1 pseudogene is annotated in these 343 nt (G+C 34.4%); it reads right to left on the bottom strand.

The features are described 5' to 3' along the window. Nucleotides 1-79 precede the first annotated feature (79 nt). Nucleotides 80-262: pseudogene (locus FD23_RS09935) on the bottom strand (Rgg family transcriptional regulator); the annotation flags it as partial. Nucleotides 263-343 lie beyond the last annotated feature (81 nt).

Genomic DNA, 343 nt, shown 5'->3' with positions numbered 1-343 from the left:
TTGACCGCATTTACCGGCGTAGATAGTCAAAATCTGCTAGATGTTATGGTAAGTGTTCAATTTATTCTTGCAATTGGCGGTAATTTAATTCATTGCTTAACAGATTTTTTATTTCTTGAATCAAGTACTCGCAATTTGCAAATTCTTTTTCATCAATGCTTATGGTTAAGCAATTTATAGCAAGCCGCGTCACTAGCCGCTTGTTGTTTTTGTTTAGTGAGTAATAAATAGAATTTTTTAGAATCTCCTTTGTCAACAGGAATAAATGCTAATTTCCCAGGATTTTACAACTCAAACCATACGGCTGACAGATTTTCTGCCAGCCGTATTTCTTTTATGCATG

The organism is Lactobacillus delbrueckii subsp. delbrueckii DSM 20074 = JCM 1012 (assembly GCF_001433875.1).
In the GTDB taxonomy this organism is placed as follows: domain Bacteria; phylum Bacillota; class Bacilli; order Lactobacillales; family Lactobacillaceae; genus Lactobacillus; species Lactobacillus delbrueckii.
The sequence above is the reverse complement of the archived record's forward strand: the minus strand, read 5'-3'. Positions and strand labels throughout refer to the sequence as shown.